Origin of the sequence: Nocardioides sp., from assembly GCF_024509035.1 — a bacterium.
Classification (GTDB): Bacteria; Actinomycetota; Actinomycetes; order Propionibacteriales; family Nocardioidaceae; genus Nocardioides.
In genome coordinates this window covers 1-13,904 of record NZ_JANINT010000011.1, presented here as the reverse complement: position 1 = coordinate 13,904, position 13,904 = coordinate 1, and the positions used below count along the sequence as shown (strand labels likewise).

The 13,904-nt window shown below is 73.3% G+C and carries 13 protein-coding genes; 4 read left to right on the top strand and 9 right to left on the bottom strand.

Annotation, left to right across the window (positions count from 1 at the left end):
- Positions 1-63: 63 nt before the first annotated feature.
- The 3 genes from Q0L15_RS01270 to Q0L15_RS01260 are packed head-to-tail and all read right to left on the bottom strand — an operon-like array spanning position 64 to position 3,574.
- Entirely contained in the window at positions 64-807 is a 744-nt protein-coding gene (locus tag Q0L15_RS01270) for a histidine phosphatase family protein (protein ID WP_296601680.1), read from the bottom strand.
- A gap of 56 nt (positions 808-863) precedes the next feature.
- The gene (locus Q0L15_RS01265) at positions 864-1,514 is read right to left on the bottom strand and encodes a response regulator transcription factor (RefSeq protein ID WP_296601679.1); all 651 of its coding nucleotides are present in this window, start codon (positions 1,512-1,514) and stop codon (positions 864-866) included.
- Entirely contained in the window at positions 1,511-3,574 is a 2,064-nt protein-coding gene (locus tag Q0L15_RS01260; protein WP_296601678.1) for a GAF domain-containing sensor histidine kinase, read from the bottom strand. The genes Q0L15_RS01265 and Q0L15_RS01260 overlap by 4 nt, the downstream gene beginning before the upstream one ends.
- Before the next feature lie 174 nt (positions 3,575-3,748).
- Between Q0L15_RS01260 and Q0L15_RS01255 the strand changes: the two genes are divergently transcribed.
- A complete protein-coding gene (locus tag Q0L15_RS01255) occupies positions 3,749-4,369 on the top strand; it encodes a hypothetical protein (protein WP_296601677.1) in 621 nt (206 codons plus the stop codon).
- 13 nt (positions 4,370-4,382) lie between these two features.
- Here Q0L15_RS01255 and Q0L15_RS01250 read toward each other — a convergent pair whose 3' ends face one another.
- On the bottom strand, positions 4,383-5,918 hold the full coding sequence (locus Q0L15_RS01250; RefSeq protein ID WP_296601676.1) for an amino acid permease: 1,536 nt from the start codon (positions 5,916-5,918) through the stop codon (positions 4,383-4,385).
- 116 nt (positions 5,919-6,034) lie between these two features.
- Between Q0L15_RS01250 and Q0L15_RS01245 the strand changes: the two genes are divergently transcribed.
- A complete protein-coding gene (locus tag Q0L15_RS01245; RefSeq protein ID WP_296601675.1) occupies positions 6,035-6,589 on the top strand; it encodes a DUF5709 domain-containing protein in 555 nt (184 codons plus the stop codon).
- A 13-nt stretch (positions 6,590-6,602) separates the two neighbouring features.
- Positions 6,603-7,736: an amidohydrolase family protein gene (locus Q0L15_RS01240; RefSeq protein WP_296601674.1), complete on the top strand. Its 1,134-nt coding sequence runs from the start codon at positions 6,603-6,605 to the stop codon at positions 7,734-7,736.
- Here the strand turns inward: Q0L15_RS01240 and Q0L15_RS01235 are convergent.
- Genes Q0L15_RS01235 through Q0L15_RS01220 form a run of 4 tightly spaced genes read right to left on the bottom strand, consistent with a single transcriptional unit; the run spans position 7,718 to position 12,206 of the window.
- Positions 7,718-8,923: a hypothetical protein gene (locus Q0L15_RS01235; protein WP_296601673.1), complete on the bottom strand. Its 1,206-nt coding sequence runs from the start codon at positions 8,921-8,923 to the stop codon at positions 7,718-7,720. The genes Q0L15_RS01240 and Q0L15_RS01235 overlap by 19 nt on opposite strands.
- Entirely contained in the window at positions 8,904-10,808 is a 1,905-nt protein-coding gene (dxs, locus tag Q0L15_RS01230; RefSeq protein ID WP_296601672.1) for a 1-deoxy-D-xylulose-5-phosphate synthase, read from the bottom strand. Before dxs ends, Q0L15_RS01235 begins: the two co-directional genes overlap by 20 nt.
- A 19-nt stretch (positions 10,809-10,827) precedes the next feature.
- Positions 10,828-11,751 carry an SMP-30/gluconolactonase/LRE family protein gene (locus tag Q0L15_RS01225; RefSeq protein WP_296601671.1) on the bottom strand — a complete coding sequence of 308 codons (924 nt, stop codon included), beginning with the start codon at positions 11,749-11,751 and terminating at the stop codon, positions 10,828-10,830.
- 8 nt (positions 11,752-11,759) lie between these two features.
- Complete coding sequence (locus tag Q0L15_RS01220; protein WP_296601670.1) at positions 11,760-12,206, bottom strand: NUDIX domain-containing protein; 447 nt, start codon at positions 12,204-12,206, stop codon at positions 11,760-11,762.
- 122 nt (positions 12,207-12,328) lie between these two features.
- Between Q0L15_RS01220 and Q0L15_RS01215 the strand changes: the two genes are divergently transcribed.
- The gene (locus tag Q0L15_RS01215; protein WP_296601669.1) at positions 12,329-13,324 is read left to right on the top strand and encodes a glycosyl hydrolase family 18 protein; all 996 of its coding nucleotides are present in this window, start codon (positions 12,329-12,331) and stop codon (positions 13,322-13,324) included.
- A 14-nt stretch (positions 13,325-13,338) separates the two neighbouring features.
- Here the strand turns inward: Q0L15_RS01215 and Q0L15_RS01210 are convergent.
- A partial coding sequence (locus tag Q0L15_RS01210) for a response regulator transcription factor (protein ID WP_296601668.1) occupies positions 13,339-13,904 on the bottom strand: 566 nt, incomplete at its 5' end.

The following is a 13,904-nucleotide window of genomic DNA, read 5'->3' as shown; positions in this document are numbered from 1 at the left end:
GCGTCCTTGCCTGCGCCCGGCGACGGCAGCGGCCAGCGCCGCAGCAGCGCAGGGGTGACGACCTCAGGACCCATGGCTCACTCGACTCTCCTCGTGGGTGACCTCGGCGCCGTGGGCGTCCACGGCACGGGTGTCGGCGAACGTCTCGAGCTCGAACCGCTCCCCCGCCCGCACGAACCGGGTGAACGAGGCGTTGGGGATCTGCACCTGCCGGTCGATCTCGAGCAGCCGGGGCTCGTCGATGCCCTCGAGGACGTAGCGGAACGCCATGATCACGGCCTGGTGGGTGAACACCCACAGCCGCTCGCCGTCGTAGCCGTGCCGCAGGTCGGTCAGGAGGCTGCGCACGCGCAGCGCCACGTCGGCCCAGCTCTCCCCGCTCGGCGGCTGGTAGTAGAACTTGCCGAGCCGCGAGCGCCGCTCGGCCTCCTCGGGGTAGCGCGCGCGGATGCCCCGGCCGGTCAGCCCGTCGAAGACGCCGAGGTCGCGCTCGCGCAGGCGCTCGTCGTACGCCGCCGCGAGCTCGAGCGGCTCGGTCGCGTGGCGTGCGGTGTCGGCGGCGCGCCGGTACGGCGAGGTCAGCACCAGCGTGGGACGCCACTCCTCGGGGGCGTCGGTGACCCAGCGCCCCACCGCCTGGGCCTGCTCGACACCGGTGTCGGAGAGCTGCACGTCGGCGTCCCGGGCGTCGAGGTCGAGGCGCTCGGCGCCCGCCTCGCGGGCCGTCGTGTCCGCGAGGTTGCCGACGCTCTCGCCGTGCCTGACCAGCGTGATGCTGGCGGGTCCGCTCTGCCATCGAGGTTCCACGGGGCTGTCGTACCCATCCAGGCCGGACTCGAACGCCGGCTCGGGACAGGGGCGGGTCAGGCGCCGCCCAGCCCCGCGTCCCGGGCCCGGATGATCGCCTCGGCGCGGTCCGTGGCCTGCAGCTTGGCCAGGATCGTGGAGACGTTGTTGCGCACGGTCTTGGGCGCCAGGTAGAGCGCGGAGGCGATCTGCGCGTTGTTCTTGCCGGCCGCGATCAGGTCGAGGATCTCCAGCTCGCGCTCGGTCAGCTGCGGGAAGGCGGAGCGATCGGGCGCCGCGGCCCCGGAGAGCAGGTCGGCGATACGCAGGGCCAGGGACGCCCCGAAGACCAGGCCGCCCGCCTGCACGGTCGAGATCGCGCGGGCGACCTCGTCCTGGCTGGCGCCCTTGACGAGGTAGCCGCGGGCGCCGGCGCGCATCGCGGCGAGCACGGTGCCGTCCTCCTCCCCCATCGTGAACACCAGCACCCGGACGTCGGGAAGCGTCTCGGTGATCCGGCGGGTCGCGTCGATGCCGTTGAGCTGCGGCATCTGCAGGTCCATCACCACCACGTCCGGCACCAGCGTCGTGGCCAGGGCGACCGCCTCGAGACCGTCGCCGGCGGTGCCGACGACCTCGACGCCCGGCTGGGTCTCGAGCAACGAGGCGAGGCCGTCGCGGAAGATCGGGTGGTCGTCGGCGATCAGCACACGGACCGGGGTGCTCATCGAGCCTCCTCGAGGACGGGGACGGACATCGGCAGCCAGGCGCGCACCCGGGTGCCGCCGGCCGGCGGACAGGTGATCTCGGTGCGGCCGCCCAGCTCCTCGGCGCGCTCTCGGATCGAGCGCAGGCCGACCCCGGCCACCACGTCCGGGTCGATGCCGGCGCCGTCGTCGGCGACCTCCACGAGCAGCGACTGACCCTCGCCGACCAGGCGCACGGTCGCGCGGCGGGCGCGCGCGTGGCGGGCGGTGTTGGCGAGCGCCTCCGAGGCGATGCGGTACGCCGCGACCTCGACGGCGGCCGACAGCGGTGGGAGGTCGGTGGCGTCGACGTCGACACAGAGCTCGGCGGTGCCGAGCCGCTCGGCCTGCTGGTGCAGCGCGGCGAGCAGCCCGAGGTCGTCCAGGGCGGGCGGGCGCAGGCCGTGCACGAGGCGGCGTACGTCGGCCAGGGCCTCGGTGATGTCCTGGCGCGACTGGGCGATCAGTCGGCGGGCGTTGTCGGGGTCGGCGGCGAGCGCGTTGCCGGCCGCGTCGAGCCGCATCGCGACGCCGCCGAGCACCGGCCCGAGCCCGTCGTGGAGGTCGCGGCGGATCCGGCGCCGGTCGTCCTCGCGGGCGAGCACCAGATGCTCGCGCGATCGCTGCAGGTCGTCGGCCAACCGTCCGCTGCGCACCGCGATCGCCGCCTGTCGCACCACGTCGAACAGCAGCGCCTGGTCGCGCTTGGAGAGCATCGAGCGGACCCCGCGGGCGGGCAGCTCGAGCCGGCCGACCTCGTCGCCGCCGTACCGGATCGGCACCTCGCGGGTCTCGGCCGGGCGGGTGCCGTGGGTGGCGGACACAGCGCCGCCACCGTGACCGATCACCTCGACGCGGACGAAGCCCAGCTTGAACGCCGAGGCCACCTCCGCGGCCAGCGCCGGCAGCTGCGCGCGGACGTCGGGGTGCTCCTCGAGGCGGGCCGCGAGCTCGGCGACCACCGCGTAGCGGTCGCCCCGGCGCCCGACCAGCGCCCGGCGTACGGCGGCGCTGACCCAGCCGCGCAGCGGACCGTAGATCGTGACCGCGACCAGCAGGACGACCAGCGTGACGTCGCGCTGGTCGAGCCGCTCGCCCAGCACCGTGTCGAGCACCGCCGCGAGCACGAGGTCGAGGGCGACCACGATCGCCGCGACCGAGGCCCACACCACCGTGCCGCCGACCAGCGCGTCGACGTCGCCGATCTCGGGGTCGAGGATGCCGATCCCGATCGAGACACCGGTGACCGCCAGAGCCACGACGAGCGCGATCGTCACCACCCACCCGTTGCGCAGCGTCAGGGCGAAGCCGAAGACCGCCAGGCAGGTGATCGCCGCCCACAGCAGCCAGCGCAGCTGGACCCGCTCGCGTCCGCTCGCCCGGCGCTGGCGCGCGAAGACGACCGTGACCGCGAGCGGCAAGGACAGCATCGTGACGACGCGTCCGACGGTGAGCAGCGTGGAGTAGACGTCGCCGGGCACGGGGAGCTCGGGCATCCCGGTGTCCATCGGCAGCGGGTCGTCGCTGCCGATGACCGACACCGGCGCGAACAGCAGCAGCACCGGCAGCACGCACGACATCGCGATCGTCAGCGCACCGACCCGGCCCCACCACCCCGGCACCAGGCGCCCGGTCGGGTAGAGCACGAGGACCGTCGGCACGCCGACGAGCAGGAACGCCCCCAGCTGGGCGACGACCCACAGCGCCACCCCGCTCAGGGGGAGGTACGGCGTGTGGGCCATGCCGAACGCGGTGTACGACTCGCCCAGGCCGTCGACGCCCCACAGCAGCCCGGTCAGCGCGATCACCCAGGCGACCGGGTGGCGAGGGTGCCGCCACAGCACCGGCACCGCCGTACCGACGGCGAGCGCACCCACGCCGCTCGAGAACGAGCCCCACCCCATCGTCGCGCGAGCCCGGTCCGCGGGGTCGTTGAGCAGGTCGAGCCAGAGACACGCCGCGACCATCGCCAGCGCCGCCGCCGAGACGGCGAGGGCCGGCGCCCTGCCGGCGGTGCGCGCGGGTGTGGGGGTGGCGGTCACGCGGCCCAGTATCGGGGCGGCGGCGTCCCGTCGTCCCGGGTTCGGCGTCCCGGGACGGCGGGACACGAGGAGGGGACTCTCCGCGGGACGCCGCTCCCTGCCGCGCGGGTCGCCGGCCCTCGCAGAGTCGGAGCACAGGCGGCACCGAGGCCGCCCCCACCTCAGGAGAACCCCATGACCATCGAACAGACCCCCGCCCCAGCGCGCTCCGACGTACGCCGGATGCCCGGCGGGAGCACCGCCCCGACCCGGCCCTTCAAGGCGCGCGGCATGCTGCTCACCGCCGGCGCGGTCGCCTGGGGCCTCGACTCGCTGATCTTCGGGACCGACCCGTCCGGGTCGTTCGAGGAGGCCCTGTCCTCGATCACCTCCGGCACCTTCCAGCTCGGGCTGCTGGGCCTGCTCTCGGTGCTCTTCGCGACCAACGCGCTCGGCGCGGGCCGGATCGCGCGATCGGCCATCCGGCTCGAGGTGGGCATCCTGCTGCTCGCGATCGGCTCGACGATCGCCGACGGCACCGGCGTCAGCGACCTCGACCGGGTCGGGTGGATCCTGCTCGACCTGTGCTGGCCGCTGTCGATGCTCGGCATGTTCCTGATCGGCATCCGCGTCGCCGTCGCGGGGCGCTGGCGGGGCAAGGCGCGCTTCTGGCCGCTGGTCGCCGAGAGCTGGGGCCCCATCGTCGTCCCGACGTTCGGGATCTTCGGCGGCACCGTCGCCGGCGTCGTCTCGTTCGTGCACCTCTGCGTCGGTTACGGCGTCCTCGGGCAGATCGTGGCCCGCAAGGAGGGCTGAACGCCCTGCCCGGTCAGCGCCGGTCGGGGTCGGCGCGGCCGACCTCGACCGACCGCACCGACCCCGGCTCCTCGCCCCGCTCGCGCCGGCCGACCCGGCTGTGGGTGCGGCCGTAGAAGAAGTAGACGAGGAAGCCGATCGCCATCCAGATCAGGAACCGCTCCCAGGTCTCGCCCTTGAGGTTGAGCATCAGGTAGAGGCACATCAGCACGGACAGCGTGGCGACCACCGGGGCGGCCGGGGTGCGGAACGAGCGCGGGAGGTCGGGCCGCGTGCGACGCAGCACCACCACGCCGATGCTCACGAGGATGAACGCGAACAGCGTGCCGATGTTGACCAGGTCGGCGAGCGTGCTGAGGTCGACGAAGCCGGCGATGGCCGCCACCACGAACCCCGTGATGAGCGTGATGCGGTACGGCGTGCCGAAGGTCGGGTGCACCCGCGCGATCGAGCGCGGCAGCAGCCCGTCGCGCCCCATGGCGAACGCCACGCGGCACTGGCCGAGCATCAGGATCATCACGACCACGACCAGGCCGATGCACGCGCCGACCGAGATCACGTCGCCGATCCACCCCACGCCTGCGGCCGAGAACGCCGTCGCCAGCGGCGCAGCGTCGTCGGGGTCGATCTCCTTGTAGCTCTGCACCCCGGTCACGATCAGGCTGACCGCCATGTAGAGGACGGTGACGATGGCCAGGGAGCCGAGGATGCCGATCGGGATGTCGCGCTGCGGGTTGCGGGCCTCCTCGGCCGTCGTCGCGACGACGTCGAAGCCGATGAAGGCGAAGAACACGATCGCCGCGCCCGCGATGACGCCACCGATGCCGAACACGGCAGGCTCGATGCCGAGCAGCGAGGTGATCAGCGGCAGCTGCCGGAATCCACCCTCGGAGTCACCCACCGGCTGCGAGTCGGGGATGAACGGCGTCCAGTTCGACGGGGTCACGTAGACGATGCCGACCACGATCACCGCCGCCACCACCGCGAGCTTGATGGCGACCACGACCTGGTTGACCCGGCTCGAGAGCTTGGTGCCGCGGATCAGGAGCAGCATCACCAGCAGCGCGATCACGACCGCGGGCAGGTCGATGAAGCCGTCGGCGGCCGAGGAGATCTGGGTCGGCACCTCGAACGGCGTGCCGGACAGCAGCTCCTGCAGATAGCCGGAGAAGCTCACCGACAGCGCGGCCGCGCCGATCGTGAACTCGAGGATCAGGTCCCACCCGATGATCCAGGCGATGAGCTCGCCCAGCGTCGCGTAGGAGAACGTGTACGCCGAGCCCGCGACCGGGACGGTCGAGGCGAACTCCGCGTAGCACAGCGCCGCGAAGGCGCACGCCACCGCCGCGATGAGGAAGCTGAGGGCGAGAGCCGGACCGGAGTTGGACGCCGCGACCGTGCCGGTGAGCACGAAGATGCCGGCGCCGATCGTCACGCCCACGCCGAACACCGTCAGGTCGAGCGCGCCGAGCTCCTTGCGGAGCTTGTGGTCCGGGTCGTCGGTGTCCACGATCGACTGCTCCACCGACTTCGTGCGCATCACACTCATGTGGCCACCGTTTCCGCTCGTCGAGGCTCCGAAACCATCTCCCGGGCCGGCGTGGAACGGGCCGCGGCGGGTACTCCTCGACCTCCTGCCCGTCCGACCCGACCGAGGAGACCCCGATGACCGACGACCCCGACATCGCGACCGAGATCGGCACCGACCCGGACGTCGACGTCACCAACGACAGCTCCGACCCTGCGACGGACGGCGAGAGCTACCACGGCTACAGCGTCGATGACGAGACCCAGCCGCAGAGCACGGGTGACAGCCTGGTCGACGAGCGCGGGCTCACCGAGCCCCTCGACGAGGGCTACTCCCCGCCGGAGAAGTACTCCGCCGCCCAGGGCTGGGGGAACACGCCGCTGGAGGAGAGCCTGGGCGAGTCCCTCGACCAGCGGGTCGCCCAGGAGGTCCCCGAGCCCGACCCGTACGAGCAGGCCGAGCGCGAGGCCGAGCGCGGCGACCTCGAGGACCTCGCCGCCGGCACCGGCTCCGGTCCCGAGGTGGGCGACGAGCGGGCCGGCCGGCTCGTGGCGCCCGACGAAGGCGTCCGCGAGGACACCGAGCCGGCGCTCGCGGCCGAGGACGTCGGCATCGACGGCGCCGGCGCGGGGGCCGAGGAGGCCGCCGTGCACGTGATCGAGGACGACGAGGTGGAGCCGCCGCCGGCGTGACAGAGTGCGCCCCGTGTCCGGCCTGACCCTCGTCAACGCGTCCGTCGTCTCGGCTCCCGGCGCCGACCCCGTGCCCGGCAGCGTCGCGATCCGCGACGGCCTGATCGCCGATCGACCGGACCCGGACGCGACGGTGGTCGACGTCGGCGGCGCCGTGGTCACCGCCGGCTTCTGGAACTGCCACGTGCACCTGACCGAGCCCACCTGGTCCGGGGCCGGACATCGGCCCGCGGAGCACCTCCAAGCGGGGCTGGACGACCTGTTCGGCAGGCGCGGCTTCACCTCGGTCGTCGACCTGGCCTCGCGGTCGAGCGAGACGCTGGCGCTGCGCCGCCGGATCGAGGACGGCGAGCTGCGCGGACCGCGCATCCGGACCGCGGCCGAGGCGATCCGTCCCTTCCGCGGCATCCCGTTCTACGTGCGGGACGAGGTGCCGTGGTACCTGCGCTGGGCGGTGCCGACGCCTGCGACGGCCCGCGGCGGACGGCGGGTCGCCGAGCGGCAGCTCGCCAAGGGCGCCGAGGTGATCAAGCTCTTCACCGGGTCGTACGTCGCGCCGACCCGGGTCAGGCCGATGCGCCTGGACGTGGCGCGCGCCGCCGTCGCGGTCGCTCACGCCCACGACGCCCTCGTGTTCGCACACACCTCCGACCGGACCGGCCTGGCGGTGGCGCTCGAGGCGGGCGTCGACGTCGTCGCCCACGTCCCGGACACCACCGAGGGCACCCACGACCTGTTGCGCAAGGCGGCCGCCGCCGGCACCTGGCTGGTGCCGACCCTGGACATGTTCGCCCAGACGGTGACCCGCGACGCGGCGTACCTCGATCCGATCGACGAGGCCCTCCGGGTGTTCCTCGACGCGGGTGGCCGGTTGCTGTTCGGCACCGACGTCGGCTACCTCCGCGACCACGACACCCACGGGGAGCTCGCGGCGCTCGCCCGGTGCGGCCTCGGTGTCGCCGAGGTGCTGGCGATGCTCACCACCGACCCGGCCGAGGCGTTCGGGACCGGCAGCGGCACCGTGGCGGTCGGCGAGCCGGCCGACCTGGTGGTGCTCGACCGGCTGGACGAGGTCACCGACCTCGCGCGCGTCCGAGCGACGATCCGTCGCGGCCGGGTGACTTGGGGTCAGCCGGCGACGTCGTAGAGCGAGACGATCAGCCGGTCGGCCTGCTTCGCCAGCTCGTGGGTGCTGGTGGCGAACTGGTCGCGGAGCACGGTGTCGGGGTCTGCGTCCGGGACGGCCATCGCGTCCAGCAGCTGCCAGGGCGCGTCCTCGCCATAGGCGTCGGCGAGGTACTCCACCGCCCACCAGGCCAGGCCGTAGTGGGCGTCGGAGTCGGCGTCGTTGAACGTCGCGTCGTCCGGCAGGTCGCTCGCGCCGGCCTCGGCGGCGGCGACCGCGGCCTCGGGGATGCGGCGGTCCTCGGGGGCGAGCGGGCGCACCGAGACGTACTCGGCCAGCCCCTCGGAGAGCCACACCGGCGCCTGGTCGTCGTGGGTGCCCACAGCCACATGGGTGAGCTCGTGGCGCACCAGCCGGTCGCGCTCGCGCCCGGCCTGGTCGAGCATCCGGGGGTTGAGCACGAAGCGGGTGCCGGTGCCCGCCGGGAACGCGACCGCGTCGAGGTCGCCGGGATCGTCGCCGGGCACGTCCTCGAGGCTCTCGAGGAACGTCGCGTCGGTGAGCGCGTAGACGACGACCGTGCGCGACCATTCGTAGGGCACCTCGGCGGCGACCGAGGCGATGCCGTCCTCGACCGACGCGATCAGCTCCGAGGCCCGGTCCACGCTGTCCGCGTCGAACACGCCGAGCACGCCGTCGCCCTCACGCACCTCGATCGGACCGGTGTCCCAGGGCTGTGGGTGGGCCTCGGTGACGGCGGTCAGCACGAACCGGCCGGGGTGTCGCCGAGCGGGCGCGAAGCGGTAGCGGCCCTGGCTGGTGACCGGCTCGGCGTCGTACCCGTCGAGCTGGAGCGACTCGGTGACGGTGACCCGGTAGGCGTCGCCGTCGCGGACCAGGCTGGCGGGGTCGGCACGGTAGCTCAGCCGCGCGATCGGCAGCTGCCCGAGGTTGCCGAACCAGGTGTCCTGACGCGCTCGGAAGCCACGCCCACCGCCGACCAACCGGTCGAACGCCTCGGCGTCGCCGCGGCGTACGACGCGGGCCCGCGCGTCGAGCGCCCGGTCGAGCGCGTGCACGATGTCGCGCGGCGGGCGGGTCGAGGGGTCCGGCTGGCCATCGGACCCGGTGCAGCCGGCGCAGCCCGCCAGCACGGCCGCCACCAGCGCGGCGGCCGTCAGGAGGCGGCTAGGTCGTCTGCTCGACATCGATGGGAGAACGACCCTCGGACAGCGAGGTGATGTCCTCCACAATGCCGAGCGCGAGCGCCTGGGGCGTCAGGCCGATCCGCTCGAGGATCGCGGCCCGCTTGGCGTGGTCGAGGAACTGCTGCGGGATGCCGTGGAGCCGGAACGGCGTGTGCACGCCCGCGGCGTTGAGGGTCTGGAGCAGCACGGCGCCGCAGCCGCCGGTCTCGCCGTTGTCCTCGATGCTGACCACGAGCCGGTGCTCGCGGGCCAGCTCGATGATCGCGGGGTCGACGGGCTTGACCCATCGCGGGTCGACCACGGTCACGCCGATGCCTTGGGCGACCAGCCGGTCCGCGACCTCGACGGCGGTGGTGGCCATCGCCCCGACGGCCACGACGAGGACGTCCTTGGTGCCCTTGCGGACCAGGACGTCGGCCCCGCCGGCCTTGCCGACCGCCTCGATGTCGGCGGGCGGAGGACCCTTCGGGAAGCGCACCACGGTCGGTGCGTCGTCGACGGCGACGGCCTCGTCGAGGAGCTCGGTGAGGCGGGTGGCGTCACGCGGCGCGGCCAGGCGCAGACCCGGGACGACCTGGAGGATCGACATGTCCCACATGCCGTTGTGGCTGGCGCCGTCGTCGCCGGTGACGCCGGAGCGGTCGAGCACGAACGTGACGCCGCACTTGTGCAGGGCGACGTCCATGAGGACCTGGTCGAAGGCCCGGTTGAGGAATGTGCCGTAGAGCGCGACGACAGGGTGCATGCCGCCCATCGCGAGCCCGGCCGCCGAGGTCGCGGCGTGCTGCTCGGCGATGCCGACGTCGAAGGTGCGGTCGGGGAAGTGCGCCTGGAACGCGTCGAGCCCGACCGGGTGCATCATCGCCGCGGTGATGCCGACGACGTCGGGGCGACGGTGACCGACCTCGACGATCGCGTCGGAGAAGTGGTCGGTCCAGATGCGGCCCTTCGGCTTCTCCGCACCGGTCTGCACGTCGAACGGGCCCGGCGCGTGGAACTGGTCGGCCTCGTGGCGCTCGGCCGGGTCGTAGCCGTAGCCCTTGCGGGTGATCGCGTGGACGATCACCGGCCCGTTGAACTTCTTGGCCTGCGCGAGCACCTGCTCCATCGCGGCGCGGTCGTGCCCGTCGACGGGGCCGACGTACTTCAGACCCAGGTCCTCGAAGAGACCCTGCGGCGCGAGCGCGTCCTTGAGACCCTTCTTCATCGCGTGGAGGGCGTCGTACGCCGCCGGGCCGACGCCGGGCACCGCGTTGAGCCGGCGCTTGACCATGTCGAGCACGTTCTCGTAGCGCGGGTTGGTGCGCAGCGACGTGAGCGCGGTGGCCAGGCCGCCGATCGTCGGGGTGTAGGAGCGGCCGTTGTCGTTGACGACCATCACCAGGCGGCTCTGCTTGGCGATCGCGATGTTGTTGAGCGCCTCCCAGGCCATGCCGCCGGTGAGCGCGCCGTCGCCGATGACCGCGACGACGTGGCGGTCCTCGCCGCGGATCGTGTAGGCCTTCGCCAGCCCGTCGGCGTAGCTCAGCGCGGTCGAGGCGTGGGAGTTCTCGACGATGTCGTGGTCGGACTCGGCCTGGCTCGGGTAGCCGCTGATGCCGCCCTCGCGGCGCAGCGTCCCGAACGTCGCGGCCCGGCCCGTCACCAGCTTGTGCACATAGGCCTGGTGGCCGGTGTCGAAGACGATGCGGTCGCGCGGTGAGTCGAAGACGCGGTGGATCGCCAGCGTCAGCTCGACCACGCCGAGGTTGGGGCCGAGGTGGCCGGTGTTGGTGGCTACGGTGCGGATCAGCACGTCGCGGATCTCGCTCGCGAGCTGGTCCAGCTGGTCGTCGCTGAGACCCCGCAGGTCACGCGGGGACGTGATCGACTCGAGAAGGCCCATACCGGCCGAGTCTACGTCGCTAGAGGTCCACGACCGCGATCGCGGGCTCGTGGAGGCTGCCCAGCCAGAGGCGGCCGTCGTGCTCCCGCACGCCGGTGACCATGTGGTAGGCCGTGCCGGGCAGGTCGACGTCGTGGACGCGCCGTCCGGTGTCGTCGAAGGCGAGCGCGCGCACGGTCCGCTTGGGCTTGGGCTGCAGCCGCTCGGGGATCTTCGTGACGGCGCGACGCAGCGGCATCGGCGCGTGCTGGAGCCGCTCGACGACCGGGTCGGTGGGGCTGGCGATCGAGACCCAGATCAGGCCGTCGCTCCCGCGGGCGATGTTGTCGGGATATCCGGGCAGGTCGTGGGCGAGGTGGTCGCGGGTGCCTGCCCGGGGCCCGGTCAGCCACCACCGGACCACGGTGCGTGCCCCGGTCTCCGCCACGGCGACGTACGACTCGTCGGCGGCGAGTGCGACGCCGTTGGCGAACGCGAGTCCGTCGATCACCACCTCGACGCTCCCGTCGGTGTCGAGGCGGGCGAGCCGGCCGGTGCGCGTGTCCTGGACGAAGTCGTCCTTCCACTGGTCGATGCCGTAGCGGCGCGAGGAGTCGGTGAACCAGACCGTCCCGTCGGTGGCGACCGCCGCGTTGTTGCAGAACATCATCGGCGCGCCGTCGAGCCGGTCGGTGACCGTCTCCACTCCCCCGTCACGCGGGTCGACGCGCAGGACGCCCCGGCGGGCGTCGCACACCAGCAGCCGGCCGTCGGCGTCGAGCTCGAGGCCGAGCGGTCGCCCTCCGGTGTGGGCCACCCGGTCGATCCGGCGGCCGTCGTGGGAGACGCGGAAGATGCTGCCGTCCTCGGTGCCGGTGAACACCGCACCCTCGTCGGGTCCCGGTCCGCCGACGACGACGTCCTCGGCTCCGGCGGCGGGCACGGGGAACACGGTGAGGTCCATGGAGGACATCAGAGCAGTGAGCGCGCCACCAGCACCAGGCCCGCGTAGGTGTCGGACTCGAGGAACGCCGGCGCGATCCGCTCCGCCGCCGCGGTGAGCGCGAGCCCCCGTGCCCGCTCCGGCTCGACGAACACGATCCGCCGGCCCTCGCCCACCACGACGTCCTCGTCGTTGAGGCTCGTCGCGCCGACCCACACCTCGACCTCGTCGAGGGTGCCGTAGGCCTCGTGGAACACCTCGATCCGCCGCCAGCGGCACAGGGTGCCGCGGGCGAGCTGGATGCCGGTCTCCTCGGCCAGCTCGCGGTACGCCGCGTCCTCGAACGGCTCGCCCACCTCGACGTGCCCGCCCGGGAGCCCCCACCGCTCCGGGTCGATCAGCGCGTGCTCGTCGCGCTCCTGCAGCAGCACCCACCCCCGCGGGTCCACGAGCAGGACGCTGGCGAACCGGTGCACGCCCCCACGCTAGGCCACGCCCGTCGGTCGAGGCGCGATCCCGGTGGTTGAGGTGCGACTCCCTGCGGGAGTCTCGACGAGCTCGACCACCGGCACCGACGTCGGGCTGGCAGGCTTGCGCCATGGTGCGCTCGGTACGCCTGGTGGCGGCTGTCCTGGGACTCGTCCTGCTCGTCCCCACCCACGCCGCGGAGGCGGCGCGGCCGGACGGGCTGGAGGTGACGGGCTGGATCCTGCAGAGCAGCCCCAGCCGGCTCGTCACGCGCAACGCCGACGGTCTGACGGCGCTGAGCGTCGCCGGGGTCTCGATCCGCGCCGACGGGGCCGGGGTCTCGAAGCCGACGGCCGACGCCCGACGACTCCTGGGCGCTGCCCACCGCCACGGTCTGGAGGGCGAGCTGCTGCTGAGCAACTACAGCAACCGCCTGGAGTCCTTCGACCGTGCGGCCCTCCACCGGTTGCTGTCCGATCCTGACCACATCGCGAAGGTCGCACGCCGGCTGGCGTCGTACGTCGCCGACCAGGGCTGGGACTCCGTCAACGTCGACCTCGAGGGCGTGCGCGAGACCGACGGCGACGGGCTGGTGGCGCTGGTGCGAGAGCTCCAGGCCCGGATGCCGGAGGAGCGGACCGTCTCGATCGACATCAGTGCGGCGACGTCGGTGCGGGCCTACCGGCAGCGCGGCTACCGCTTGGCGGAGCTGGCGGAAGCGGCCGACGTCATCGCGGTGATGACCTACGACATGCACGGGCCGACCTGGACCGGGCCCGGCCCGATCGGTCCCCTCCCCTGGCAGCGCGACGCGCTGGACGCGCTGCTGTCGGTCGTGCCGGCCGAGCAGGTGCTGCTGGGGGTGTCGGGCTACGGCTACAGCTGGCCCGAGCACGGCACCGGGCGCAGCCTCACGCTGCGCATGGTGCGCGGCATGCTGAACCGCGACGGCGCCACGGCGCACTGGCGCCCCCGCCTCGGGGAGTGGACCGCCCGGCTCTCCGACGGCACGGTGCTGTGGTGGTCCGACGGCCGCTCCTACGCGCGACGCGTGGAGCTGGCTCGCGAGTACGGCGTGCGCGGACTGGCCGTGTGGCGCATCGGGTCCGCGGACACGCTGCGCTGAGCCACCGGCGGCGGTCAGCCGCCCAGGCCGGCAGCGCGTGCCCGGGCGATCGCGTCACTGCGATCCGCCACCGCCAGCTTGTTGAGCACGTTCGACACGTGGTTGCGCACGGTCTTGTCCGACAGGTACAGCTCGCGTGCGATCCTGCGGTTCTCGAAGCCCCGGGCCATCAGGTCGAGCACCTCGACCTCGCGGCTGGTCAGCTGCGGGAATGTCTCGCGGGAGCCGCCGACGGCCAGGCCGGTGAAGAAGCTGCCGAGCCGGTCGGCGATGGCCGGGCTGAACACCGCGCCACCGCTCGCGACGGTCCGGATCGCGTGGAGCAGGTCGACGCGGCCCGCGCCCTTGACGACGTAACCGCGGGCACCGGCCCGCATCGCGGCTACGACCGCGTCGTCGTCCGTGCTCATCGTCATCATCAAGACCCGCGTCGCTGGTGCGGCGGCCAGGATCCTCGCGGTCGCGTCGACCCCGGTCATGTCGGGCAGGTTGAGGTCCATCAGGACCAGGTCGGGCGTGAGCTCTCGTGCGCCGGCGACGGCGGTGGCGCCGTCGTGCGCCTCGCCGACCACCTCGAGGT

Coding starts and splice junctions, on each gene's coding strand:
- Q0L15_RS01215 (WP_296601669.1), top strand. CDS start 12,329: ATGGTGCGCTCGGTACGCCTGGTGGCGGCTGTCCTGGGACTCGTCCTG.
- Q0L15_RS01255 (WP_296601677.1), top strand. CDS start 3,749: ATGACCATCGAACAGACCCCCGCCCCAGCGCGCTCCGACGTACGCCGG.
- dxs (WP_296601672.1), bottom strand. CDS start 10,808: ATGGGCCTTCTCGAGTCGATCACGTCCCCGCGTGACCTGCGGGGTCTC.
- Q0L15_RS01250 (WP_296601676.1), bottom strand. CDS start 5,918: ATGAGTGTGATGCGCACGAAGTCGGTGGAGCAGTCGATCGTGGACACC.
- Q0L15_RS01235 (WP_296601673.1), bottom strand. CDS start 8,923: ATGTCGAGCAGACGACCTAGCCGCCTCCTGACGGCCGCCGCGCTGGTG.
- Q0L15_RS01225 (WP_296601671.1), bottom strand. CDS start 11,751: ATGGACCTCACCGTGTTCCCCGTGCCCGCCGCCGGAGCCGAGGACGTC.
- Q0L15_RS01245 (WP_296601675.1), top strand. CDS start 6,035: ATGACCGACGACCCCGACATCGCGACCGAGATCGGCACCGACCCGGAC.
- Q0L15_RS01265 (WP_296601679.1), bottom strand. CDS start 1,514: ATGAGCACCCCGGTCCGTGTGCTGATCGCCGACGACCACCCGATCTTC.